The sequence below is a fragment of the Streptomyces sp. NPDC032721 genome (assembly GCF_055579625.1).
Genome location: NZ_JBVIMX010000001.1, coordinates 1,360,657 through 1,385,600, shown reverse-complemented (window position 1 = coordinate 1,385,600; position 24,944 = coordinate 1,360,657). Strand labels below are relative to the sequence as shown.

Here is a 24,944-nt window from a genome sequence, read left to right as displayed (position 1 = left end):
GGTGGCGGGATTCCCGGCCCCCGATGCAACGTAGCGACATGAACACGAACAGTGAGCAGCACGGGCCCGGCGACACCGCCACGTCGGCCGACGAGCAGCAGATCACCCTGCGGGGGTCGGCCCAACTGGCCGACGCCCTGCCGTACTTGATGGGCTACTTCCCCAACGACTCCGTGGTCATGGTGGCCCTGCACGGGCGCCGGGGCAGGTTCGGCGGAAGGCTCAGGCTCGGCATCCCGAAATCCCCGAAGGAATGGGCGCCGCTGGCCGGACAGCTCGCCGACTCCCTCGTGGCCAACAGCGAGCGGCACAGCGGCCGCCCCGACGGCATCGTCATCTTCCTCTGCCAGGACCCGGTCGAAGGCCAGACCGGCAGACAGGTGATGGAGCGGCTGCGGACCTTCGCCCAGCGGCTGCGAGTGGCCTGCGGCGCCCTGGACGTCCCCGTGTTCGAGGCGCTCTGCATCTCGGGCGGCCGGTTCTGGTCCTACTGCTGCCCGGACGGCCGCTGCTGCCCGCAGGAGGGCACCAGGGTGGCCCCGCCCGGTACGTCGGTGATGGCCGCTGCCGCCGCGTACGCCGGGATCCAGGTACGAGGAACGCTGCGCGAGATGGAGGACCGGCTCACCGCCCGTCCGCACGACCCCGACACCCTCCGCGCGCAGGTGCGGTCACTGGACGCCGCCGGAGGCCGTGTCGTCCCCCGGATCCTCAGCGCGACCGGCCGCGCCGAGGTCGCCGAGGAGACCGTCGCCCTGGCCCGGGTCCTGATCAAGCGCTTCGGGCAGGCTCCGCCGCCCCGGGGTTCCTGGGCCGAGGCGGACCGTTGCGACGACGATCTGGTCAGCGACGAGGAGGCGGCCACCCTCGTCGTGGGGCTCCAGGACCGGGAGACCCGGGACCGTGCGGCGGAATGGATGGAGGGCCCCGAGGCGGCCCCCGCGCTACGGCTCTGGCGGGCACTGGCCAGGCGGTGCGTCGGACCGTACGACACCTACGCGGCGCCGCCACTGACCCTCGCGGGCTGGGTCGCCTGGTCCGCCGGCGACGAACCGGAGGCCCGCGCCGCCCTCGGCCTCGCCCTGCGCGCCGACGCCGAGTACACCTTCGCCCAACTGCTTCACCAGGCCTGCAACGAGGGCCTCGACCCGGAACGGCTGCGGGCCTGCCTGCGCGAGGACCGGTCCGCGCGCGAGGGGAAGGCCGGCGGCCGTCGCGCGGTGATGGCGAGCGGCCGGACCGGGGCCGGACCGGGGCGGCGCCCGCTGCCCGCACCGCCGAAGCCGCAGATGCGGAGTGCTCGCGGCGTGCGGGCGGGGGTACGGGGAGGGAGGCCGGGACGGCGGATCCGGCCGGGCCGTCCGGCGGACCGGCCCGTTGCCCGCGCGATCGGCGCGCGGCCCGGTCCGGTGGCGGCCCGGGAGGGGGTGCGCCGACGGGACACCCCGCACCGGGCCCGGCGCGGGCGATGACGGGAGTGCGCCCCTTCCCTCCGGTTTCCGCTTTCCCCGCCCCCGCCGACCGTGACCCGGTTGCCCGCGCCCGCGTTCACCTGTGTGGCGTCGCCGCACGCACCGCGCCGTCACATCCGTCGCCATCCTTCGGAGCGCAGAGAAGGCACCGCATGGCACTCACCGTCCCGCCGTCGTCCGCAACCCGCGGCACACCCCCGGGGCCCCGCCGCCCCGACCGGACCGCCCCGGTCAGAGGCGGCGCCCCAGGAGGCGGGCAGCCCGCCGCACTGCCCGCGGTGCACACGATGATCGTCTGCGCCGACCTGCCCTCCCTCGCCATCTCCGCCGAGCACGGCCAGCTCACCGGGAACGGGCTCGAAGGTTTCTACCAGTCGGGCCGCAGGCTGCTCTCGCGCTGTGTGCTGCGGGTGGCCGGCCGTGAACCCGTCGCCGTACGGGGCAGGTTGACCGGCGCGGACCGGGCCAGGTTCGTGTCGGTGGTCCGTACGCCCGGTGGCTGCGGCCCCGACCCCGGGGTCGCAGTCGAGCGGATCAGGACCGCCGACGGCATCGAGCGGATCACCCTGCGCAACTCGGTGCCCCGCCCGATCCGGGTGCCGGTGGAGATCTCCCTGGCCACCGACCTCGCGGACCTGGGCGCCATCGGAGCGGGCCGGCCGGGACCCGAACTGCCCGCCAGCGTCCACGACTCCGGCCTGCGCTGGGCCGCGTCCCACGCCCTGGCCGTGGTGACGGCCGACCCGCCGCCCGGCGACGCCCTCGCCTCGGCAGGACTGCTGCGCTGGGAGATGGAGCTGCCGCCCGGAGGCTCCCGCACCATCGAACTGCGGGTCAGGGCCGACCGGGTGGTCCGCTCCGCCGGCCGGAGCGGCAGCTGCCCGCTGCCGGAGGTGGACGCGGAGGGCGACGACCCCCGGGTGCGTGACCTGCTGCGGGCCGGCGTCGACGACCTGCGCTCCCTGCTGATGCGGGACCCCGCCCACCCGTCGGACGTGTATCCGGCGGCCGGTGTCCCGTGGCGCTGCGGGCTCGCCCCGGCCGAGGCGCTCTGGGCGGTCAGGATGGCCCTTCCGCTCGGCACCCGGCTGGCGGCGGCCACGCTGCGTACCGTCGCGCGGTCCCGGCAGGGCGGCGACGGCAGGATCCCTGGGCCGTTCCGGGACGCGGGACCGTACCTACCGGCGGGCTGCACCGGCGTGGAGGCGACCCTCGCCTTCCCCGTCGTACTCGCCGAGGCCAGGCGCTGGGGGCTTCCCGAGCCGGAACTCGCGGAGCTGCTGCCCGCCGCCGAGCAGTGCCTGCACTGGCTGCGCAGCGCGGTCGGCGAGGGGGTGTACCTGCGGGACGGCGGTCCCGGCGGACTGTGCCGGGCCGAGACACAGGCGCATGCGCATCGTGCGGCTCTGCTCGGCGCCGACCTGCTGGAGGCCTGCGGCAGGCCCGGGGCCGAGGGCTGGCGCGAATGGGCGGGCGCCCTGCGCCGTGCGTTCCGTCGGGAATTCTGGATCGAGGACCGGGCGGGCGGCCGCCCCGCGGCGGCCAGGACCCCCGACGGGCGGCTGGTTCCGCCGCTCGGCGCGGGAGCAGTGCACCTGCTGGACACGGGTCTGCTGGGGGCCGGACAGCTCGCACCGGGGCTGCTGGACAGGGTGCAGACCGAGCAGCTCGCCCGGCTGCTCGGCGGTCCGTCCATGGACTCGGGCTGGGGGCTGCGCGGACTCTGCGCGAAGGAGGCCGCGTACAACCCGTTCGGCCACCGCAGCGGCGCCGTACGGGTCCACGAGACGGCCGTCGCCGTCTCCGGACTGGCGGCCGCCGGATACGAGAAGGAGGCCGGATCCCTGCTGCGCGGACTGCTGGACGCGGCGGCCGCCTTCGACCACCGGCTGCCCGAGATGTACGCGGGGGAGCAGCGCACCGGCGGCAGCCTGCCGCTGCCGCACCCGGCGGCGTGCAGGCCCGCCGCGGTGTCGGCCGCGGCGGGCATCCACCTGCTGGCCACCCTCGTGGGCATCCGCCCGGACGCTCCGGCGGGCACGGTCCGGCTGGCACCGCTCAGCAGCGCACCGCTGGGCGCCCTGCAGCTCTCCGGGCTGCGGGTCGCGGCGGAGCCCTTCGCGGTACGGGTCAGCAGGCTCGGGCTCGGGATGATCGAGGAAGCCGCGGACGGGCTTCAGCTGGGTGTGTGAGGCCATGACGCGGGACGAAGCGGAACGGGACGGCGGAGCAGGCGGAGAAGGGGGTCGCGAAGGAGGCGGGGAAAGAGTCGCAGGGCAGGGCAAGGGGAGGGGCGCGGGGACTGTTTATCGTCAGGAAGACGACTATGATCGCGGCATGTCGCCCTACGATCCGTCGGCCTTTCCGCCCTTTGCCGTCACCGTGGATCTGGCCGTGCTCACCGTGCGCCGCCACGCGCTCTGCGCCCTGGTCGTACGCCGCGGTGAGTCGCCGTTCCAGGGGCGCTGGGCGCTGCCCGGCGGCTTCGTCCGTGCCGACGAGGACCTGGCGGCCGCCGCGGCCAGGGAGCTGGCCGAGGAGACCGGGCTGGTCGCGGTGTCCGCGCCCACCGCCCTGTCCGTGCCCACCGCGCACGACACGTCGGCCACCGGCCTCGGCAACGGTGCCCACCTGGAGCAGCTGGCCACCTACGGCGATCCGGGGCGGGACCCCCGGATGAGAGTCGTGAGCGTCGCCCACCTGGCGCTCGCCCCCGACCTGCCCGCCCCCCGTGCGGGCGGCGACGCCAACAGCGCCCGCTGGGCCCCGGTCGAGGACCTGCTCGACCACGCGGAGGGTTTCGGCAGGGAGGGCGAGCACAAGGCCCCGCTCGCCTTCGACCACGCGCAGATCCTCGCCGACGGTGTGGAGCGGGCCCGCTCCAAGATCGAGTACTCCTCGCTCGCCACCGCTTTCTGCCCGCCGGAGTTCACCGTCGGTGAGCTGCGCAGGGTGTACGAGGCGGTGTGGGGCGTGGTCCTCGACCCCCGCAACTTCCACCGCAAGGTGACGGGTACGCCCGGCTTCCTCGTACCCTCCGGCGGTACGACGACCCGTCAGGGCGGCCGTCCCGCGCAGCTGTTCAGGGCGGGCGGGTCGCCGGTGCTCAATCCGCCGATGCTGCGTCCCGAGGTCTGACGGCCGGCAGGGCCCGACAGCCGGCCAGGGTCTGACACCCGCAGTTCTTCCCGCTGCGCAAAAAGTCTGAAATGTCGCGTTATGTTGCTGCGGTACCCGTCCCAGCCGCCGAGCGGTCCCACCTCCCGAGGGAGAGACGGGAGATGCGGGAGACGCAAGAGACGCGAGGGAAGCGATGCTCCAGGCCATCGGACTCACCAGCACCCGGCGCAGGGCCCGCCCGCCCGCCGTGGACGACCTGACCTTCCAGGCCCGGCCGGGGCACGTCACCGCGCTCCTCGGCACCCCCGGATCCGGCAGGACCACCACACTGCGCCTGATGCTCTCCCTCGAACAGGGGCGTGGCGTCACCTACTTCAGGGGGCGGCCCCTGCACCGCATCGCCCACCCCGCCCGTGAGGTGGGCGCACTCCTGGGCGACGTACCCGGAAACCCTTCCCGGACCGCGCGCGGTCAGCTCCGGATGCTGTGCGCGGCGGCGGGGGTTCCCATGTCGCGCGCCGACGAACTGCTCGACGTCGTCGGCCTCGCGGGGCTGGGGCAACAGCGCCTCGGTTCGCTCTCCCTCGGCATGGACCGCCGGCTCGGTCTCGCCTCCGCGCTCCTCGCGGACCCGCACACCCTCCTGCTCGACGAACCCGCCGCCGGGCTCTCCCCCCGCGACAACAGCTGGCTCTTCGGGCTCCTGCGGGCACACGCCGCACACGGCGGCACCGTTCTGTACACCACGGGCGACCCCAAGGAGGCCGCCCGCGCCGCCGACCGCGTCATCACCCTCGAACAGGGCCGCCTCGTCGCCGACCAGGACGCCGCCGACTTCGCCCGCACCCGGTTGCGCCCCCGGGTCGCCGTACGCACCCCGCAGGCGCTCCGGCTCGGCGCCCTCCTCGGCAAGGAGGCCAGGGTGGGCCGTCGCTCCGTCGAGGTCGTACCGGAGGGCGGGAACCGGCTCTCCGTCTACGGCAGCAGTTGCGCGGAGATCGGCGAGACCGCCTTCCGGCACGGCGTACTGCTGCACCAACTCGCCGACGAGGTCGGCGACATGGGGCCGCGGGCCGAGCCCTTGCACGTACCCCGGCCGCCGGTGGAAGGCAGTGCTCCGGAAGCGGCGGGTGCCATCGGGCCCGAGCCCGCATCACCTGCCACACCCACCTCTGCCACCACCTCCATCGCTGCCGCCACCTCCGCCCCCGCAGTCACCGCGGCCCCCGCCCCCGCGTCCGCCCCGCCCCGCCCCCTCCGCAGCCCGCTCCGTCCCCTCCGGTACGAGCTCAGCCGCACCTTCGGCACCAGGACCACCGCGGTGACCGTCGCCGCCGTCCTGTGCGTCTCCGCCGTCCTCGCAGCGTTCCTCGCGCGCGGCGGCGCCACCCCCCTGCCCGTCGCGACGGCAGCCTGGCCCGACCTGCTTCCGCTGCCGCCCGCTGCCTTCGGTGCGGGCCTGCTCGGTGCGTTCGCCTTCGGGGACGAGTTCCGTTACCCGGCGCTCGCGGCCTCCCGGGGCACGTCCCCCCGGAAGCTGGGGCTCCTGCTGGCCAAGCTCACCGTGTCAGCAGGCCTCGCGCTGCTGCTCGCCGCGACGACGGCGGGGGCGGACTTCCTGCTCCTGCGCTTCTTGTACGGGGCGGAGTTGGCGCAACTCGCCCCGGATCTTCCTGCCAGGGCGGCGAGTTGGGCCGCGCTCTGCGTGGGCTGCGCCTGGGCCGGGCTGCTCGGTGCCGGGGTCTTCCGGGTCACCGCCGCCGGACTGGCCGCAGTACTCGCCGTACCCGTCGTGGTCGCGCCCGCGGTCCAGCACCTGCTCACAGGACCGGCCGCGCGTTCGATGGCCGGACTCCCGAGCAGGCTGCGGGAGCTGGTGTGGCTGAGGCTGCCCGGTGATGTGGACCAGTGGCTGCTGTCGGCGATGCGGCTCCTCGCCCAACCGGTCGGTGTGGCACTGGTGTTGTCGCTCCCTGCACTCCTGTGCGCGTATCTGCTCACCGGGCTTCGCCGCAAGGCGCGTTGGTGACCGCAAGTCGACGCAGAGTCGACGAAGCGCCCACAACTCCGCCGAGAACGCCCATTTCTTTCCGATAAGGCGTCAATTGAAGAGTGGGCGGTGATCACCCTTTCGTGTGCTTTTCACCAAAGACCTCAAGGGGCAACGGACTCCAGCCGACAACTCATCCGTGAGTACCCTTGCGCACACCATGATGACCGCCGCCCGCCCCGTCGACTCAGGTCTTGCCGGGCCTGGTGAACTCGACCGCTACCCCTACGCGGAGACTCCCGGCGCCGACCGGGTCGGCCCGCTCGGCTGGGACAGTCCGGAATCCGACCTGGGCCGGGTCGGCCGCCGCGCGGCCGGCAACCGGGGCCGCGGACTGCACGGCCAACTCGTCCAGCAGCTCGGGCAGATGATCGTCTCCGGCGATCTGGGCGCCGACCGCCCGCTGGTGCCCGAGGAGATCGGCCAGCGGTTCGAGGTCTCCCGCACCGTCGTCCGTGAGTCGCTGCGCGTCCTGGAGGCCAAGGGCCTGGTCAGCGCCCGTCCCAATGTGGGTACCCGTGTCCGCCCGGTCAGCGACTGGAATCTGCTCGACCCCGACATCATCGAATGGCGTGCCTTCGGCCCCCAGCGCGACGACCAGCGCCGCGAACTCGCCGAACTGCGCTGGACGATCGAGCCGCTCGCGGCCAGGCTCGCCGCCGGTCACGGGCGCGCGGACATGCAGCAGCGCATCGGTGACATGGTCGAGATCATGGGGCACGCGCTCGCCCAGGGCGACTCCCTCACCTTCTCCCGGGCCGATGCCGAGTTCCACTCCCTGCTCATCCAGCTCGCGGGCAACCGCATGCTGGAGCACCTCTCCGGCATCGTCTCGGCCGCCCTTCAGGTGTCCGGCGGGCCGATCTTCGGCTGCGACCGCCCCACCGACGCCTCGCTCTCCCACCACGCCCGGATCGCCGACGCCCTTGCGGCGGGGGACGGTTCGGGAGCGGAGTCGGCGATGCGTCAACTCCTCACGGTGCACCCCGAAGTGGAGCGCGTCGTTCCTGCGCCGCGTGAGCACTGACTCCGTACCGCTCCCGAATGCCCCGCTCCGTGCGGGAGGTTGCTCCTCGTGTCGCCGGACCCTTCGGGTTCGGCGACACGATTGTGGGCACTCATCACTTCTGTGACGTTCATGGTCATTCTGTTGTGACTCGGACCACGAAGATTGGGCGTAACACTCCTCGGAATCCCGCGATGACCTAAGAGGTGACAGCCGAGGAGGGAATGCGGAGCCGCTCGCGGCCCCGCGGCCCGCTCCCGGTCTTCGCCCGGTCCGCCGGTGCATCCCCAGCCGGTGGTCGTCGGCTCAGGCCCTCGCGGGCGGGGTCGGACGCCATTTCCATCGTTCCGAGAGGTTGTTCGTGTCGGCCAGCACATCCCGTACGCTCCCGCCGGAGATCGCCGAGTCCGAGTCCGTGTTGGCGCTCATCGAGCGGGGGAAGGCTGATGGGCAGATCGCCGGAGACGACGTGCGTCGGGCATTCGATGCCGACCGGATTCCGCCGACCCAGTGGAAGAACGTCCTGCGCAGCCTCAATCAGATCCTTGAGGAAGAGGGTGTGACGCTGATGGTGACCGCCGCGGAGCCGCCGAAGGGCGCCCGCAAGAGCGTCGCGGCGAAGACCCCGGCCAAGCGTGCCGTTCCCCGTACCTTCGCGGCAAGTGCGGCTGCCCCCCGGGCAGTTGCGGCCGCCGCGGCACCCGCCGCGGAGGCCGTGGACGCCGTCGTCGACGAGGAGGGCTCGGGGCCCGCCAAGAAGGCCGCCGCGAAGAAGACGACGGCCGGGAAGACCGCCGCGAAGAAGACCACCGCCAGGAAGACGGCGGCGAAGAAGTCCGCGGCGAAGAAGGACGCCCCGGCCGCAGCCGACGACGACTCGACCGAGGAGACCCCGGCCAAGGCGGGCGACGACGAGGAGAGCAGCGAGGGCAAGGGCTTCGTACTCTCCGACGACGACGAGGACGACGCCCCCGCGCAGCAGGTCGCGGTCGCGGGCGCCACCGCCGACCCGGTCAAGGACTACCTCAAGCAGATCGGCAAGGTCCCCCTCCTCAACGCCGAGCAGGAGGTGGAGCTCGCCAAGCGCATCGAGGCCGGACTGTTCGCCGAGGACAAACTGGCCAACTCCGACAAGCTCGCACCGAAGCTCAAGCGCGAGCTGGAGATCATCTCCCAGGACGGGGGACGCGCCAAGAACCACCTCCTGGAGGCCAACCTCCGCCTCGTGGTCTCCCTCGCCAAGCGCTACACCGGCCGGGGCATGCTGTTCCTGGACCTCATCCAGGAGGGCAACCTGGGTCTGATCCGCGCCGTCGAGAAGTTCGACTACACCAAGGGCTACAAGTTCTCGACGTACGCGACCTGGTGGATCCGCCAGGCGATCACCCGCGCCATGGCCGACCAGGCCCGCACCATCCGCATCCCGGTGCACATGGTCGAGGTCATCAACAAACTCGCGCGTGTGCAGCGCCAGATGCTCCAGGACCTGGGCCGCGAGCCCACCCCGGAGGAGCTGGCCAAGGAACTCGACATGACCCCCGAGAAGGTCGTCGAGGTCCAGAAGTACGGGCGTGAGCCGATCTCCCTGCACACTCCGCTCGGCGAGGACGGCGACAGCGAGTTCGGTGACCTCATCGAGGACTCGGAGGCCGTGGTTCCGGCCGACGCGGTCAGCTTCACCCTGCTCCAGGAGCAGCTGCACTCGGTCCTGGACACCCTCTCCGAGCGCGAGGCCGGCGTCGTCTCGATGCGCTTCGGTCTCACGGACGGCCAGCCCAAGACGCTGGACGAGATCGGCAAGGTCTACGGGGTGACGCGCGAGCGCATCCGCCAGATCGAGTCCAAGACGATGTCGAAGCTGCGTCACCCGTCGCGCTCGCAGGTGCTGCGCGACTACCTCGACTGACCGGCTACCTCGACTGACCGACTGACCGGCTGATCTGGTTGTCCGCCTGACCGGTCGGCCGAAGCGGGCCCGGTCCTTCCGGTACGGTCCCGGCGCGCTACGTGCGCGTCATGTGCCGCACGGAGGCCCGGGCCCTCGGCATGCGTGCGGGTGCGGCGCGATGGGGGCTGGATGACTCTGGGTGAGCTGAATTCACCCCCGAGTCAGGAGGACGCATGCGCCGACCCATCACCCGATCACTGACCGGGGCCCTTGCCCTGACCACTGCCGTGGCCGTGTCACCGCTGGTGACCGCGGGGTCTGCCGCCGCCGACGGTGTCGTCATAGGCGGGCAGCAGGTGCGGATCGCGGACAGCCCGTGGGCGGTGGCCCTCTCCAGCCGTGACCGGTTCGGGGGTACGCGGGCGGGGCAGTTCTGCGGGGGAGTGGTGGTGGCACCGACCAAGGTGGTAACTGCGGCCCACTGCCTGGGCCAGGACGTACTGGGCGTACCGCTGGCCGAGGTGCGCGACCTGAAGGTCATCGCCGGCCGAGGGGAACTGCGGGGCCAGGGCGGCCGGGAGATTGCGGTGCGCAGGACCTGGGTCAACCCCTCGTACGACCCGCTCTCGAACTCCGGCGACGTGGCCGTGCTGACCCTGTCCGCCGCGCTGCCCGCCCACTACGCGATCCGGATGGCGGGCGAGGGCAGCTCGGCCGCCGAGCCCGGCACGGCAGCGGCGGTCTACGGCTGGGGCGACACCACGGGCGGCGGGACCTATGCGAGCTCGCTGCGCTCCGCCCGGGTGCGGGTGCTGCCGGACGCCGCCTGCGCCGAGGCGTACCCCGGGAACGTGGACGGAAAGTACCTCCCGGCCACCATGCTGTGCGCCGGGGATCCGGAAGGGGGCCGTGACGCCTGCCAGGGGGACAGTGGGGGGCCATTGGTGGCCAGGGGGCGGCTGATCGGGTTGGTCTCCTGGGGGAGCGGCTGCGGGCAGGCGCAGAACCCCGGGGTGTACACCCGGATCTCGGCAGTGAGAGAGGTGCTGGCCGAGCAGGGCTGAGGAGGCGGAGAAGGGGGGGAAGGGGGGTGGGCCGCGGCTCGGGGGTGGTGCGGTGGGGCCCTGGGGTCGAGTGCAGGGCCCCGGGGCACTGCCGCGTGGGCGGCCAGGGGCGTTGCGACGGCCGTTGTGGGCCGCCTCGCGGCTGCGGCCCGGCGCCCGGGTCTCCTGGGACCCCGGTCGGGATTGCGGGCCACCAGGGCGTACGAGAGGCCGTTCGCCGGCCCGAGGAATCAGCGTGTCCCGGGCACGAGAACGGGCGGCCTGCCCCGCACACCCGGGGAGGGCCGCCCGTCGACCGGTCGTGACCGGTCCTTGGCTCGTCGTGGACGCTCTTAGGGCGTCAGCGTTCGCTGTCCTCCGAGGACGAAGGCGTGACCGTCAGCCGGTCCGTCTCGTCCTGTATTTCCGCGGCGATCTTCTTGAGCTCAGGCTCGAACTTGCGACCGTGGTGGGCGCAGAAGAGCAGTTCGCCGCCGCTGGCCAGGAGAACGCGCAGGTATGCCTGGGCGCCGCAGCGGTCGCATCGGTCAGCGGCCGTCAGGGGGCTCGCGGGGGTCAGAACAGTAGTCACGTCGCCTCTTCTCTAGCTCGACGAGCTGTCGTACCAGGGTCAACATCCAACCAGGCCGAAAACGTTCCCGCTCGTGGCTTTTACTTGAAACTTCTTCCGGAGGTCGTCCGGAGTGGTTGTCTGTTGCCGGTTGGCGGCGAATGAGCCGTATTGCTTCGCTTTACGGTTTCGCGTTGCTGGCTTGTCTCTGGTTTGTCAGGGGGGTGCGCCCGCCCGGCTGGATTGCCGGGTTGTTCATGAGGACGTGCCCGGAGCCTAAATGGTTCATGCCCGGAAGGGAACGTGACATGTGCTTCACTCCAACGAGGGATCGAACACTTGTACGTGTCTGGACTAGCATGAGTTTTCCCGAGGGTGGCGTTACACCCGCTCTACCAGGCCCCGTTACCCTCTGAGCGGCGAACGACGCCGACCCCGTACCCCATCGGGGCCCATTTGAAATTCAGCGAGGAGCGAACCGCGTGACCGCCGATACGACCGTCCCGTCCGCCGCACTGCTGAGCGGTGCCGACCGTGACGGTTCCAATTACACCGCGCGGCACCTGCTCGTCCTCGAAGGTCTTGAGGCGGTCCGCAAGCGGCCCGGCATGTACATCGGGTCCACCGACAGCCGCGGCCTGATGCACTGCCTCTGGGAGATCATCGACAACTCCGTGGACGAGGCCCTCGGCGGCTACTGCGACCGCATCGAGGTGATCCTCCACGACGACGGCTCGGTCGAGGTCCAGGACAACGGCCGGGGCATCCCGGTCGACGTCGAGCCCAAGACGGGCCTGTCCGGCGTCGAGGTCGTCATGACCAAGCTGCACGCGGGCGGAAAGTTCGGCGGCGGCTCCTACGCCGCCTCCGGCGGTCTGCACGGCGTGGGCGCCTCCGTGGTGAACGCGCTCTCCGCACGCCTCGACGTCGAGGTCGACCGAGGTGTCACGCACTCGATCAGCTTCCGGCGCGGTGTCCCCGGCATCTTCACCGAATCCGGCCCCGACGCCCCCTTCGATCCGGGGAACGGCCTGCTCAAGGGCAAGCGCGTGCCCAAGACCCGCACCGGTACCCGGGTGCGGTACTGGGCCGACCGGCAGATCTTCCTCAAGGACGCCAAGCTCTCCCTGGACCACCTCTACCAGCGGGCGCGCCAGACGGCGTTCCTGGTGCCGGGCCTGACCATCGTCGTACGCGACGAGCGGGACCTGGAGGGCGTCGGCAAGAGCGAAGAGACGTTCCGCTTCGACGGCGGCATCAGTGAGTTCTGCGAGTACCTCGCGCAGGACCGGGCGATCTGCGACGTGACGCGGCTCACCGGGCACGGCACCTTCAAGGAGACCGTTCCGGTCCTCGACGACCGCGGCCACATGACGCCCACCGAGGTCACCCGGGAACTGGCCGTCGACATCGCGCTCCGCTGGGGCACCGGGTACGACAGCACGGTCAAGTCCTTCGTCAACATCATCGCCACCCCCAAGGGCGGCACCCACGTCTCCGGTTTCGAGCGCTCCCTCACCAAGACGGTGAACGAGTCGCTCCGCGCCACCAAGCTGCTGCGCGTCGCCGAGGACGACGTCGTCAAGGACGATGCCATGGAGGGCCTCACCGCCGTGGTCACGGTGCGTCTCGCCGAGCCGCAGTTCGAGGGCCAGACCAAGGAAGTCCTCGGTACGTCGGCCGCCAACCGGATCGTCGCCGCCGTGGTCGCCAAGGAACTCAAGGCGTTCCTGACCTCCACCAAGCGCGATGCCAAGGCGCAGGCGCGCACGGTGATGGAGAAGATCGTCGCCGCCGCGCGCACCCGCATCGCGGCCCGCCAGCACAAGGACGCACAGCGCCGGAAGACGGCGCTGGAGTCGTCCTCGCTGCCGGCCAAGCTGGCCGACTGCCGCAGCGACGACGTGGAGCGCAGCGAGCTCTTCATCGTCGAGGGAGACTCCGCGCTGGGTACGGCGAAGCTGGCCCGGAACTCCGAGTTCCAGGCACTGCTGCCGATCCGGGGCAAGATCCTCAACGTTCAGAAGGCATCCGTCTCGGACATGCTGAAGAACGCCGAGTGCGGCGCGATCATCCAGGTCATAGGAGCGGGGTCCGGCCGGACCTTCGACATCGACGCGGCGCGGTACGGCAAGATCGTCCTCCTCGTCGACGCCGACGTCGACGGCGCGCACATCCGGATCCTGCTGCTCACGCTCTTCCAGCGGTACATGCGGCCGATGGTCGAGGCGGGGCGGGTCTTCGCGGCCGTACCGCCGCTGCACCGGATCGAGCTGGTCCAGCCCAAGAAGGGCCAGGACAAGTACGTCTACACGTACTCCGACAACGAGCTGCGGCAGACGCTGCTGGAGTTCCAGCGCAAGAACGTCCGGTACAAGGACGACATCCAGCGCTACAAGGGCCTCGGCGAGATGGACGCGGACCAGCTGGCGGAGACCACGCTGGACCCCCGCTTCCGGACGCTGCGGCGGATCAACATCGGGGACCTGGAGTCCGCGGAGCAGGTCTTCGACCTGCTGATGGGCAACGAGGTCGCGCCGCGCAAGGAGTTCATCACCAGCGCGGCGGCCACGCTGGACAGGTCGCGCATCGACGCCTGACCGGTTGCTTCGCCGGTCGGCTGTCCGTCTGGCCGGCCGGTCGTCCGTCCGGCCGGTTGTCCGTTCGGGGCGGCCGGCTGTCCGGCCGGTGTCTCAACCCGTGGGTGGAGCGAAAAGCTCCACCCACGCTCCGATCCGTGGCGGGTGCCGGATCCGTAATGTCGACGGCATGGGATCGCAGACGCAGCAGTCGAGCGGCGGATTCACCGCCTGGCCTCCCCCGGAGGCCCTGTCCAGGCTCGGAGTGCCCCGGGTCCGGATGGCCATCGACTTCGTCATGTGGCTCGGTATGGGCTTCTGGATGCTCTGGGAGGCGTACGACTCGGGGGCCTTCGGCGGGGTGGCTGTGGTGGTGCCGCCGTTCGCGCTGGCGGCGGTCGTCGGGGCCGCCCAGCTCTACGACCGGTTCACCCAGCGGCACTGGCTGCCGGCCTCGCTCGGAGTACTCGGCGCGGTGACGCTGCTGGCCGTCGGGTCGTACACGGCACGGGCGGACACGGCCGGAGCGATTCTGCTGGTCGTCTGCACGATTCAGGCCATGCAGCGGCTGCCGTTGGTGGTGGGGCTCCCGGTGAGCGGCGCGATCATGGGCGTGCACGCGGTGATGGGCGAGGTGAGTGCCCGGGAGATGGCCGTGGTGGGCTTCGGGGTCGTCGCCATCGGATACATGCTGCGGCTGGACGCACAGGCCAGGGGCTCCGGGTTCCGGCTCCTCGCGCAGGAGCGGGCCGCCAGGGCGGCGGAGGCCGAGACGGCGGCCCTGGCCGAGCGCGCCCGAATAGCCAGGGAGATACACGACGTCCTGGCTCACAGCCTCTCCGCGCAGATGGTGCACCTGGAGGCGGCGCGGCTGCTGATCGAGCGCGAGCCGCAGGGGGAGTTCAGGGACGGCGTGCTGGAGCGGGTCGTCGCAGCGCGGGGGATGGCCCGTGAGGGGCTCGCGGAGACCCGTCAGGCGCTCTCGGCGCTGCGCGGGGACATGGCGCCCGTGGAGGACTACCTGCGGGAGCTGGCGGCGGCCGACCGGGCCGATGTCCAAGTGGTCGGGGAGCGGCGGAAGTTGACCGCCGATGCCTCGCAGGTGGTGCGGAGGGTGGCGCAGGAGGCGTTGACCAATGTGCGCAAGCACGCGCCGGGGGCGGTGGTCAGGCTGGTGCTGACGTACGGAGGGGAGGAAGTGGAGCTGGAGGTACGGGACTTGGGGCGGCCGGGTGCGGCGCAGGGGGAACTCTCGGCCACGGGCGCCGGGTACGGTCTGCTGGGGATGCGAGAGCGGGCGGAACTGCTCGGGGGCACGCTCGAAGCGGGGCCTGAAGGGAAGGGGTTCGTGGTGAGGCTGCGGATGCCGGTGTGAAGGGTTCGGGTGTGGGGGATTCCGTCGGAAGTGACTCCGGCGACTCCCGTGGTTCCAGCGGTTCCAGCGGGACGGAGCCCAGCGGGACGGAGCGGGGAGCCGGGGGCGGTGGCAGTGGCGGGATCAGGGTGCTGGTCGTCGACGATCAGGCCATGGTGCGCGAGGGCATCGTGCTTCTGCTGGGACTGCTGCCCGGTATCGAGGTGGTCGGCTCGGCGGGGGACGGTGAGGAGGCCGTCGCCCTGGTGGCGGAACATGCGCCGGACGTGGTGCTGATGGACCTGCGGATGCCCCGCTGCGACGGGGTGGAGGCGACCCGCAGGATCCGCGACGGACATCCGTCGACGCAGGTCGTGGTGCTGACGACGTACGCGGACGACGACTGGCTCTTCCCGGCGCTGCGGGCGGGTGCCCGGGGGTACCTCACCAAGGACGCGGGCGGTGCGGAGATCCTGCGGGCGGTGCAGGACGTGATGTCGGGGCAGGCGGGGCTCTCGCCCGGTGTGCAGCGTCGGCTCCTTGAGCAGGTCACCGCGCCCGAGCCGGAGGCGGAAGGGCCCGAGGAGCTGCCGGACGGGCTCACTCCGCGCGAGGCCGAGGTACTGGGGCTGATCGCGGAAGGGATGCCCAACGCGGAGATCGCCAGGGCGCTCCGCATCGGGCCGGCCACGGTGAAGACCCACATCAACAACCTCTTCGCCAAGACCGGTGTGCGCGACCGTGCCCAGGCCATGCGGTACGCCTACCGGCAGGGCCTCGCCCGGCCGCCCCGGGCGGGCGCTCCGGACGTACCGGGAAGAACGGGAGGACCGGGAAGAGGGGGAAGAGTGGGAAGAGGTGGTGCCGGGACAGGTGCGGACGTCACCTAATGGGGTGAAGAGAGGGGATTGCCGAACCGAGGATCTTTCCGGTCTGCCCATCCTGGGGCGCGCGGACCAATCCGGCCGCGGACAAGGAGAGTTGTTCGGTGGACAAGCACGAAGGGCGTGAGTCCGCGGCGACGCGGTTCGACGACCCGTGGTATGACGCGCTCGCCTCCGGGTGGGGCGAAATGGGCGGTGCGGGCACCCCGGCGCACGCGGTGCCGCCCCAGCCCGCCGCCCCCGAGCGCGAACACAGTGCGGCCGACATCTACCTGGAAGTGCAGCGCAGTGCGGCATTCCGGCAAGTGCGCAGCCGCTACCGGCGGTTCGTCTTCCCCGCGACCCTCGGTTTCCTCGCCTGGTACTTCGCGTACGTCGTCGCGGCGACCGCGGCGCCGGAGCTGATGGCCCGGCCGGTGGCCGGGGCGGTCAATGTCGCGATGGTCGCGGGGCTCGGCCAGTTCCTCACCACCTTCCTGCTGACCTGGGCGTACGCACGGCACGCACGGCTGCGCCGGGACCGGGCCGCTCTCGAACTGCGCTGGGACACCCAGGAGCTGACGCGGTTCACCAGGGAGGACGTCCGGTGAATCACGGTCACCAGACCCTTGCCCTGCTCCTGTTCAGCGCGTTCGTCGCGACCACGCTGGCGATCACCACCTGGGTGAGCCGCAACCGGCACGGTTCGGCGGAGGAGTTCTACGTCGGCGGTCGCCTGTTCTCGCCCATGGAGAACGGTTTCGCCATCGCGGGCGACTACATGTCCGCAGCCTCCTTCCTCGGCATCTCCGGCCTCATCGCCCTCTTCGGGTACGACGGCATGCTCTACTCCGTCGGCTTCCTGGTGGCCTGGCTCGTCGTCCTGTTCCTGGTGGCCGAACTGGTCCGCAACTGCGGCCGGTTCACCCTCGCCGACGTGGTCGCCGCCCGGATGAGCGAACGGCCGGTGCGGATCGCCGCGGGAACGTCCTCGGTGACCGTCTCCGTTCTCTACCTGGTGGCCCAGATGGTCGGCGCCGGTTCCCTCGTCGGACTGCTGCTCGGCGGCAGCAGCGGGGCCGCCAGGACCTGGACGGTCATCGGCGTCGGCGCCCTGATGGTGATCTACGTGACCCTCGGCGGAATGCGGGCCACCACCTGGATCCAGATCGTCAAGGCCGTCCTGCTGATGGCCGGAGCACTCACGCTGACCGTGCTCGTACTGGTGCGCTTCCACGGCGACTTCAACCAGCTGCTGAGCACCGCCGCCGACCGCAGCGGACACGGCAAGGACTTCCTGGCGCCCGGCCTCAAGTACGGCGGGGACTGGACCGCGCGGTTCGACTTCATCAGCCTCGGACTCGCCCTCGTCCTCGGCACGGCGGGCCTGCCGCACATCCTGTCGCGCTTCTACACCGTGCCCACCGCCCGCGCCGCCCGCCGCTCCGTGGTCTGGTCGATCGGCCTCATCGGCAGCTTCTACCTGATGACCATCGTGCTGGGCTTCGGCGCCGCCGCGATCCTCGGCTCGGACCGGGTACGGGCGTCGAACGCGGCCGGAAACACCGCCGTTCCGCTGCTCGCCGCCGACCTGGGCGGAGGCGACGGTTCAACAGGCGGAACGGTTCTCTTCGCCGTCGTGGCGGCCATCGCCTTCGCGACCATCCTCGCCGTCGTCGCGGGCATCACCCTGGCCTCCTCCGCCTCCGTCGCCCACGACCTCTACGCCTCCCTGCGCAGCCGCAGCAAGCGCGCGAAGCAGTACAGCGAGGTCGCCGTCGCCCGGGTCGCCGCAGGCGGTATCGGAGTCGTGGCCATCGCACTGGGCCTGCTCGCCCAGGACCTGAACGTGGCGTTCCTGGTCGGCCTCGCCTTCGCCGTCGCGGCCTCCGCCAATCTCCCCGTGCTGCTCTACTCCCTCTTCTGGCGGAACTTCACCACGCGCGGCGCCGTCTGGTCGGTGTACGGCGGACTGATCCCGGCCGTGCTCCTGGTGGTGTTCTCACCGGTGGTCTCGGGCAGCCCCGAAGCGCTGTTCCCGGGCGCCGACTTCCAGTTCTTCCCGCTCCAGAACCCCGGCCTGGTCTCGATCCCGCTGGGCTTCTTCGCGGGCTGGCTGGGCACCGTCACCTCGTCCGAGCCGCCGGACGAGGCCAAACACGCGGAGACCGAGGTCCGCGCCCTCACCGGGGCAGGAGCCGCCTGAGCACGGCTCGGCCCCACGGGCGCGGGGTCCCGCGCGCCGTTCACGGTCGTACCGCCGCAGCCGGACCAGCCAGGGCTTCCGGCAGTACGACCGTGAACTCGGCGCCCCCGTCCGGCCCTTCGGCGACCCGCGCCGTACCGCCGTGCCGCTCGGCCAGCCGCCGTACCAGCGCGAGGCCCAGACCGCGCCTTCCATGGGCGGGCAGCTCCTTGGTCGACCAGCCCTCCGTGAAGATCAGCTCCCGCTGCTCCGCAGGAACTCCCGCCCCGCTGTCCGTCACCCGCAGCACCACCTCCCGGCCCCGCGCGTACAGCGCCACCTCCACAGCGGCACCCGGCGAACCGGCCGAGGCGTCCAGCGCGTTGTCCACCAGGTTGCCGACCACCGTCACCAGCCCCCGGGGGTCCACCAGCCGGTCCGGCAGCAGGGTGCCGTCCGCGAGACGCAGCACCACCGCACGTTCCGCCGCCACGGTGGCCTTGCCGACCAGGAGCGCCGCGAGCAGCGGATCGTGGATGCGCTCGGTGAACTGCTCGGCGGTGGCCCGGTGCACCCCGGCGACCTCGGTGACGAACTCCGCAGCCTCCTCGTACATCTCCAGCTCCAGCAGCCCCAGGAGCGTGTGCATCCGGTTGGCGTGCTCGTGGTCCTGGGCGCGCAGGGCGTCGATCAGGCCACGGGTGGAGTCGAGCTCACGGCCCAGCTGCTCCAGTTCGGTGCGGTCGCGCAGGGTGGCCACCGCGCCGCCGTCGTCGGTGGGCATCCGGTTGGCGACCAGCACGCGGGGCCCGCGGACGGTCAGCAGGTCCTCGCCGGTCACCCGGCCGACCAGCACGTCGGCGGTACGGCCCTGGCCCAGCACGTCGTCGAGGAGCCGGCCGGTGGCCTCGTCGCCGACGCCCAGCAGCCGCTGCGCCTCGTCGTTGATCAGCCGCACCCTGCCCCGCGGGTCGAGGGCGACGACCCCCTCGCGGATGCCGTGCAGCATCGCCTCGCGCTCCGCGAGCAGGCCCGCGAGATCGGAGAAGGCCAGGTCGTGGACCTGCCGGTGGAGCCTGCGGGAGATCAGGTACGCGGCCAGGGCGCCGAACGCGAGCGCCCCTCCCGCGTAGGCGAGCAGCCCGGGGATCGCCGCCAGCAGCCGCCCGCGCACCGTGTCGTACTCGATCCCGACCGAAACGGCCCCGACGATGCGTCCGTGCATATCGCGCAGCGGAACCTTGCCCCGGGCGGAGCGGCCGAGCGTGCCGCTGTCGATCTCCATGACCTCGGCGCCCGCGAGCGCGTCGCTGGGGTCGGTCGAGACGGTCCGGCCGATCTGCCCGGTCGAGGTGTGCGACCAGCGGATGCCGCGCCGGTCCATGATCACGACGTACTCCGCACCGGTCGCCCGCCGGATCCGTTCGGCCTCGGCCTGCACCGGGCCGCCCGCCGCCGCGGGCGAACCGAGGAGCGTTTCGGCGGTCCTCGGGGAGGCTGTGACCTGGGCGATCGCCAGCGCCCGCCGCATCGCCTGGTCGTCGAGCTGCGCACCCAGCGGGGCGAGGAAGAGGCCGGTGGCCAGAACGGTGACGCCTGCGGCGATCGCCAGCTGCATCAGCAGGAAACGGGAGACGACGCGCTGCGGCCAGTTGATGCGCATGGGGAGACACGCTAGAGGACGCGGTCGAGGGGGCCGCCGGGACGGGTACGCGGAAGAGCCCGGCGGCATACGGCTCCGCCGGGCTCTTCCTGGTACGTGGTGATTCGGCGCCGGTTACTAGGCGTCCGGGATGTCCGCCTTGGCGCGGATCAGGGTCTCGCGGGTGATCACCACGATCCGCTCGTAGTCGGCACGTCCGGCGTCTGCGGGGAGACCCCCGTCGAGGGCGGCGGTGGCGTCGGTCCCGATGACGGCGAAGTTGCCGTCATCGAGCTCGAAGATGTCCGGGCAGGTCTGACCGGACATGCTGCCGCGTTCGCGGGGGGATGCGCCGATACGGCGAAGGATGTTCACAGGAGCACCAATGCCTCATATGTGTACGGATGCGGGCATAAACCCCACATATGTAAACACCTGGCGCCGTACGAGATTGCCTCATTCAAGTCTTGCGGTGGAGGGCGTGCGGGGGCGTCCCCGGCGCGAAGACGGCGCACTCGCCTCAGGCGATCCACCACCGGTCCTGTTCCTCGCTCGCGCGCGCGACGATCTCGTCCACGTGTGCGGCCAGCATCCGTTCCTGGGAGCCGGCCGGGAGGCTCTCCCGGTGGTGCCTGGTGACGTCCCAGTAGTCCCGGAAGATCGGGTTCTGGCAGATGCCCCGGAGATGCCCCAGCGTTTCTTCGAGGTTCGTGGTGCCCAGTCTGTACGCGTGCAGCAGATTCCCGTAGAGCGCGTTCGCGAAGAGGAACTGCCGGTGCTGTTCCGGGCGTACCGCGTCCTCGTACGTGTCCAGCACCGCGGCCAGTACCGGATCGTCCATCGCCTTGCACAGCACGTCGAACTGGAGCCGGTGTTTGGCCGCCAGATCGGAACGGCGGTGCAGCTGCCGTTGTTGCACCATCAGCGCGACGACGGCTGCCCCGAAAGCCAGGCCCGCCGTGACCCCCCGCTGAGCCCCTTGTCCCTGCGTGGTCATGCCCCACCCCCGAAATCACAGGCGACCGTCCACCGAGCACCGGAGGGACGGAAGTACTGCGCGGGCCGGCGACGGTCGTTGACTGCGTGCCGCCCCCCAGGATGCCGAACCGCTCCGGTCGGCGGGAGGCGGAGACACGGCGCACGGAAGCAACGGCGAACCGGCACTCCTCGTGGCCTGCCGTGTATGTGCCCGTAACGCGCCGCCAACAATCGTTCACCAGCACTGCCGACCGGCGGAAACCCTCCCTCCGGACCGGTTGGCCGAAAACGTTTAGACCCCACCGGCTCGCCTACGATCGTGACCATGTCCAGGCAACAGATTCCGGTCGTCGTCCTCGCGGGGTTCCTGGGGGCGGGCAAGACGACCCTGCTCAACCACCTCCTGCGGCGCAGCAGGGGCACCCGCATCGGGGCGATCGTCAATGACTTCGGGGCCATCGAGATCGACGCCATGGCCGTCGCCGGGCAGCTCGGCGACTCGACGGTGTCGCTGGGCAACGGCTGCCTGTGCTGCGCCGTGGACGCGAGCGAGCTGGACCTCTATCTGGACAAGCTGGCCGAGCCCGGCGCGGGCATGGACGTGATCGTCATCGAGGCGAGCGGTCTCGCCGAGCCGCAGGAACTCGTGAAGATGCTGCTCGCCAGCGAGAATCCGCGGGTGGTGTACGGCGGGCTGGTCGAGGTCGTGGACGCCGCCGAGTTCGCGGCGACCCGGGAGCGGCACCCGGAGATCGTGCGGCACCTGGCCGTCGCGGACCTGGTGGTGCTCAACAAGGCGGACCGGGTGGGGGAGCGGGAGCTCGACACCCTGCGCAGGGAACTCGGGGCGCTGGGCGGCGGTGCCGTACTGCCGGTGGAGTACGGGCGGATCGACCCCGAAGTGCTCTTCGAGCGCCGCAGCGACGCCGAACACCGGGCGGACGGCTGGCAGCTCAGCTTCGAGGACCTGCGCGCGGAAGTGGCGGAAGGGGCGAGCGGGGACGAAAGCGGGTGCGGCGCGGCGGACTGCGGCCACGACCACGCCGCGCACCTGCACTCCTCGTACGAGAGCGTCGACTTCACGTCCGGGGTGCCGATGGATCCGGGGCGGCTGATGCAGTTCCTCGACGGGCGGCCCGAGGGGCTCTACCGGATCAAGGGGTACGTCGACTTCGGCGATGCGGACGCGCGCAACAGGTACGCGGTGCACGCCGTGGGCCGGTTCCTGCGGTTCTACCCGGAGCCCTGGGGGGAAGGCGAGGAGCGGCTCACCCAGCTCGTGCTCATCGGGTCGGGGACGGACGGGGCCGCGCTGCACGCGCGGCTGACGGAGTGCCGGGCGGACGGCGGGGCCGCCGTGGAGGAGGACCGGCGCGAGCGCGCCATGTGGGGCGTACTGCGCTACGTACAGGACCCGGACGAGCAGCCGCAGCAGGAGGCGTAGCGGTACGACGAGGGTGGGGGGGGGGGGGGGGGGGGGGTGTTCCCCCCCCCCCCCCCCCCCCCCCCCACCCCACCCTCGTTCAGCGGGAGCCGGGTCCTAGACCCCGCCCGCCAGCGCAGCGACCGGCTTCGCCAGCGGGGTGCCCGAGCCGTCGCGGCGCGGGTCCGGGGCCGGGAGGTCCACCGGGGTGCCGTTCCGCTGGGCGGCCCTGGCCGGGGAGGCGCCCGCCCAGGCCAGCATCAGGACGTCCTCGCCGCGCAGGAACCGCTGGCAGCGGACCCCGCCGGTGGCGCGGCCCTTGCGCGGGTACTGGTCGAACGGGGTGAGCTTGGCGGAGGACTCCGCGTCACCCATCAGGGTGCCCTTCGCGCCCGCCACCGTGAACACCACCGCGTCGGCCGCCGGGTCCACCGCGGTGAAGGAGATCACCTTGGCGTCCGGGGCCAGCTTGATGCCCGCCATGCCGCCGGCCGGGCGGCCCTGCGGACGGACCTGCGAGGCCTGGTAGCGCAGCAGCTGGGCGTCGTCGGTGATGAAGACGAGGTCCTCCTCGCCGGTACGCAGCTCGGCCGCGCCCACGATGCGGTCGCCGTCCTTGAGGGAGATGACCTCCAACTCGTCCTTGTTCGACGGGTAGTCCGGGACGACCCGCTTCACCACGCCCTGCTCCGTGCCGATCGCCAGGCCCGGCGACGACTCGTCGAGGGTGGTCAGACAGATCAGCGTCTCGTCGCCCTCCAGGGAGAGGAACTCGGAGACCGGCGCTCCCCCCGACAGGTTGGGCGCGGACGCGGTGTCCGGGAGCTGCGGCAGGTCGATCACGGCGAGCCGCAGCAGACGGCCCGCCGAGGTCACCGCGCCGACGTCGCCCCTGGCGGTCGCCGGGACGGCCGAGACGATCACGTCGTGCTTGGTGCGCCGTGCGTCGTCCAGGGCCAGCGGCTCGCCGTTGGGCGTACGGGCGAGGAGACCGGTCGAGGAGAGCAGTACGCGGCACGGGTCGTCCGGGACTTCGAGCGGAACGGCCGCCACCGCTGAGGCACCCGACTCCAGCAGGACCGTACGGCGCTCGGTGCCGAACTTCTTGGCCACGGCGGCCAGTTCACCCGAGACCAGCTTGCGCAGCTCCGAGTCGGAGTCGAGGATTCCGGTCAGCTCGTCGATCTCGCCGTTGAGCCGGTCGCGCTCCGACTCCAGCTCGATGCGGTCGAACTTGGTGAGGCGGCGCAGCGGGGTGTCCAGGATGTACTGCGTCTGGATCTCGGAGAGGCCGAAGCGCTCGATCAGCCGCTCCTTGGCCTGCGCCGAGTTCTCGCTGGAGCGGATGAGGCGGATGACCTCGTCGATGTCGATCAGCGCGACGAGCAGCCCCTCGACCAGGTGCAGCCGGTCGCGGCGCTTGGTACGGCGGAACTCGCTGCGGCGGCGCACGACCTCGAAGCGGTGGTCGAGGTAGACCTCCAGGAGCTCCTTGAGGCCGAGGGTGAGCGGCTGGCCGTCCACCAGGGCCACGTTGTTGATACCGAAGGACTCCTCCATCGGCGTCAGCTTGTAGAGCTGTTCGAGGACGGCCTCGGGCACGAAGCCGTTCTTGATCTCGATGACCAGGCGCAGGCCGTGCGAGCGGTCGGTGAGGTCCTTGACGTCGGCGATGCCCTGGATCTTCTTCGCGCCGACCAGGTCCTTGATCTTCGCGATCACCTTCTCCGGGCCGACGGTGAAGGGCAGTTCGGTGACGACCAGGCCCTTGCGGCGGGCCGTCACGTTCTCCACGGCGGCCGTGGCGCGGATCTTGAAGGTGCCGCGGCCCTTCTCGTACGCGTCCCTGATGCCGGCCAGGCCGACGATCCGGCCGCCGGTCGGCAGGTCGGGTCCTGGCACGAAGCGCATCAGCGTGTCGAGGTCGGCGGCCGGGTGCTTGATCAGGTGGCGGGCGGCGGCCACGATCTCGCCGAGGTTGTGCGGCGGCATGTTGGTGGCCATGCCGACCGCGATACCGGTGGCACCGTTGACCAGCAGGTTCGGGTACGCGGCGGGCAGGGCCGCGGGCTCGCGCTCCTTGCCGTCGTAGTTCGGGCTGAAGTCGACCGTGTTCTCGTCGATCGACTCGGTCATCAGCGACGCGGCGTCGGCCGCCCGGCACTCGGTGTAACGCATCGCGGCCGGCGGGTCGTCGTTGCCCAGCGAACCGAAGTTGCCGTGGCCGTCGACCAGCGGCAGCCGCATGGAGAACGGCTGCGCCATGCGGACCAGCGCGTCGTAGATCGACGCGTCGCCGTGCGGGTGCAGCTTTCCCATCACCTCGCCGACGACGCGGGCGCACTTGACGTACCCCCGGTCGGGGCGCAGGCCCATCTCGCTCATCTGGTAGACGATGCGGCGGTGCACCGGCTTCAGGCCGTCCCGCGCGTCCGGCAGGGCGCGCGAGTAGATCACCGAGTAGGCGTACTCGAGGAAGGAGCCCTGCATCTCGTCGACGACGTCGACGTCGAGGATCTTCTCCTCGAACGCCTCGTCCGGCTGCGGGGTCTTCGTGCTGCGGCGGGCCATCGCGGCTGCGGCTCCTTCTCACTGTTCAACGGGCAGGTGGTCACTGGGCGGGAACGCTCCGCTGGTGCGCGAGCGGTGGACCTGACGCGGACCATTGTGGACCGCCCCACTGACAACGCCGACCGCGACCCGTCCGTACCGGCCCGGAGGCCCCTCGGGAGAGCTCCCCAAGAAGGGTGTGGGGAACGGGAACTTCGCG

The 24,944-nt window shown here is 71.6% G+C and carries 18 protein-coding genes; 13 read left to right on the top strand and 5 right to left on the bottom strand.

Annotation, left to right across the window (positions count from 1 at the left end):
• The first annotated feature begins 38 nt into the window (after positions 1-38).
• The 7 genes from ACZ5PB_RS05935 to ACZ5PB_RS05905 all read left to right on the top strand — a co-directional run bounded on the left by ACZ5PB_RS05935 (position 39) and on the right by ACZ5PB_RS05905 (position 10,600).
• Entirely contained in the window at positions 39-1,472 is a 1,434-nt protein-coding gene (locus ACZ5PB_RS05935) for a DUF4192 domain-containing protein (protein ID WP_468688095.1), read from the top strand.
• 152 nt (positions 1,473-1,624) lie between these two features.
• Positions 1,625-3,664, top strand: coding sequence for a glycogen debranching N-terminal domain-containing protein (locus tag ACZ5PB_RS05930; RefSeq protein WP_468688094.1), 2,040 nt, complete (start codon positions 1,625-1,627; stop codon positions 3,662-3,664).
• 145 nt (positions 3,665-3,809) lie between these two features.
• Positions 3,810-4,610, top strand: a complete 801-nt coding sequence (locus tag ACZ5PB_RS05925; protein WP_468688092.1) for an NUDIX hydrolase — start codon at positions 3,810-3,812, stop codon at positions 4,608-4,610.
• A 175-nt stretch (positions 4,611-4,785) separates the two neighbouring features.
• The gene (locus ACZ5PB_RS05920; RefSeq protein ID WP_468688091.1) at positions 4,786-6,621 is read left to right on the top strand and encodes an ATP-binding cassette domain-containing protein; all 1,836 of its coding nucleotides are present in this window, start codon (positions 4,786-4,788) and stop codon (positions 6,619-6,621) included.
• A gap of 160 nt (positions 6,622-6,781) precedes the next feature.
• Positions 6,782-7,669, top strand: coding sequence for a FadR/GntR family transcriptional regulator (locus ACZ5PB_RS05915; protein WP_468688090.1), 888 nt, complete (start codon positions 6,782-6,784; stop codon positions 7,667-7,669).
• A 340-nt stretch (positions 7,670-8,009) separates the two neighbouring features.
• Complete coding sequence (locus tag ACZ5PB_RS05910) at positions 8,010-9,554, top strand: RNA polymerase sigma factor (RefSeq protein ID WP_468688089.1); 1,545 nt, start codon at positions 8,010-8,012, stop codon at positions 9,552-9,554.
• 215 nt (positions 9,555-9,769) lie between these two features.
• Complete coding sequence (locus ACZ5PB_RS05905; protein ID WP_468688087.1) at positions 9,770-10,600, top strand: S1 family peptidase; 831 nt, start codon at positions 9,770-9,772, stop codon at positions 10,598-10,600.
• A 340-nt stretch (positions 10,601-10,940) separates the two neighbouring features.
• Here ACZ5PB_RS05905 and ACZ5PB_RS05900 read toward each other — a convergent pair whose 3' ends face one another.
• Positions 10,941-11,171, bottom strand: a complete 231-nt coding sequence (locus ACZ5PB_RS05900) for a DUF7455 domain-containing protein (protein ID WP_468688086.1) — start codon at positions 11,169-11,171, stop codon at positions 10,941-10,943.
• 461 nt (positions 11,172-11,632) lie between these two features.
• On the opposite strand from ACZ5PB_RS05900, the gene ACZ5PB_RS05895 reads away from it, so the two are divergent.
• The 5 genes from ACZ5PB_RS05895 to ACZ5PB_RS05875 all read left to right on the top strand — a co-directional run bounded on the left by ACZ5PB_RS05895 (position 11,633) and on the right by ACZ5PB_RS05875 (position 18,152).
• Positions 11,633-13,750, top strand: coding sequence for a DNA gyrase/topoisomerase IV subunit B (locus tag ACZ5PB_RS05895; protein ID WP_468688084.1), 2,118 nt, complete (start codon positions 11,633-11,635; stop codon positions 13,748-13,750).
• Between the two features lie 169 nt (positions 13,751-13,919).
• Positions 13,920-15,104 (top strand): sensor histidine kinase, encoded by a 1,185-nt coding sequence (locus ACZ5PB_RS05890; RefSeq protein ID WP_468688083.1) that lies wholly within the window; start codon positions 13,920-13,922, stop codon positions 15,102-15,104.
• Positions 15,105-15,226: 122 nt separating this feature from the next.
• Entirely contained in the window at positions 15,227-15,973 is a 747-nt protein-coding gene (locus ACZ5PB_RS05885; RefSeq protein ID WP_468688305.1) for a response regulator transcription factor, read from the top strand.
• A 98-nt stretch (positions 15,974-16,071) separates the two neighbouring features.
• A complete protein-coding gene (locus tag ACZ5PB_RS05880; RefSeq protein ID WP_468688082.1) occupies positions 16,072-16,557 on the top strand; it encodes a DUF485 domain-containing protein in 486 nt (161 codons plus the stop codon).
• Positions 16,554-18,152: a solute symporter family protein gene (locus ACZ5PB_RS05875; protein ID WP_468688081.1), complete on the top strand. Its 1,599-nt coding sequence runs from the start codon at positions 16,554-16,556 to the stop codon at positions 18,150-18,152. The genes ACZ5PB_RS05880 and ACZ5PB_RS05875 overlap by 4 nt, the downstream gene beginning before the upstream one ends.
• Before the next feature lie 40 nt (positions 18,153-18,192).
• Here ACZ5PB_RS05875 and ACZ5PB_RS05870 read toward each other — a convergent pair whose 3' ends face one another.
• From ACZ5PB_RS05870 to ACZ5PB_RS05860, 3 genes are all read right to left on the bottom strand, one after another.
• A complete protein-coding gene (locus ACZ5PB_RS05870; protein WP_468688080.1) occupies positions 18,193-19,794 on the bottom strand; it encodes a sensor histidine kinase in 1,602 nt (533 codons plus the stop codon).
• Positions 19,795-19,911: 117 nt separating this feature from the next.
• Positions 19,912-20,148 carry a hypothetical protein gene (locus ACZ5PB_RS05865; RefSeq protein WP_468688079.1) on the bottom strand — a complete coding sequence of 79 codons (237 nt, stop codon included), beginning with the start codon at positions 20,146-20,148 and terminating at the stop codon, positions 19,912-19,914.
• A 145-nt stretch (positions 20,149-20,293) separates the two neighbouring features.
• Positions 20,294-20,770 (bottom strand): DUF6082 family protein, encoded by a 477-nt coding sequence (locus ACZ5PB_RS05860; RefSeq protein WP_468688077.1) that lies wholly within the window; start codon positions 20,768-20,770, stop codon positions 20,294-20,296.
• A 306-nt stretch (positions 20,771-21,076) separates the two neighbouring features.
• On the opposite strand from ACZ5PB_RS05860, the gene ACZ5PB_RS05855 reads away from it, so the two are divergent.
• Entirely contained in the window at positions 21,077-22,195 is a 1,119-nt protein-coding gene (locus ACZ5PB_RS05855) for a CobW family GTP-binding protein (RefSeq protein WP_468688076.1), read from the top strand.
• Between the two features lie 96 nt (positions 22,196-22,291).
• Here the strand turns inward: ACZ5PB_RS05855 and ACZ5PB_RS05850 are convergent, their stop codons facing one another.
• Positions 22,292-24,745: a DNA gyrase/topoisomerase IV subunit A gene (locus ACZ5PB_RS05850; protein WP_468688074.1), complete on the bottom strand. Its 2,454-nt coding sequence runs from the start codon at positions 24,743-24,745 to the stop codon at positions 22,292-22,294.
• Positions 24,746-24,944: the final 199 nt, after the last annotated feature.